General features: G+C 47.0%; 1 protein-coding gene. It reads right to left on the bottom strand.

What is annotated here, in order from left to right; all coding sequences use genetic code 11:
* Positions 1-668 (bottom strand): chloride channel protein (locus A3738_RS01035; RefSeq protein WP_197473495.1); only part of this gene is annotated, 668 nt, incomplete at both ends.

Raw genomic sequence — 668 nt, 5'->3', positions numbered from 1 at the left:
GTAAGAAATGTTAGCAACATCACGTCGTTGAGCCGGGATCTCTAACAGGGCAATCTGCTCAGGTAGCTTATCGTTGTCTTCGTAAGACGATAAAAAATGAACCAGATCCGCCGCAGGCAACAATGACATGGTTTGACCTGATTCGTTTTCAACCGCGATCCAGTTTGGTTTTTGACGAAGTAGTTCTTGAGCGTCTTCAAGTTCAATGGATTTTTGTGCGCGGGAAAGCTTTCTATCCATGATTGCGACGACACTTGCGCTGCGCAATGCTTGAACGGCTGGGCTGTTCGAATAATCGAGCCCTTGCGCTTCGAGCAAGCTGATAAATATTGATCTCTGCTTGAACACTGTGCTCGCAAACATACTTGAGATCACGATTGCTAACATGCCGGGAAGAATAATATTTGGATTTTGGGTGAGCTCTAGAATAGCCATTAATGCGGCAAGAGGTGCTTGTAGGGCTGAGCCCATCATTGCGCCCATTCCAAGCATGGCATAAAAACCTGTTGAGGATGCGAAGGGCATAATCCATTGCGCAATAATACCAAGCGCACCGCCTACTGTTGCCCCGATAAATAGCGTTGGACCAATCATGCCATTGGGCATTCCAAGCCCAAGACTTACGGCGGTTACGATTAACTTGGCAATAGCGATTCCGCATAAAATGC

The organism is Oleiphilus sp. HI0066 (assembly GCF_001635725.1).
This window is presented reverse-complemented; position numbering and strand designations above follow the sequence as displayed.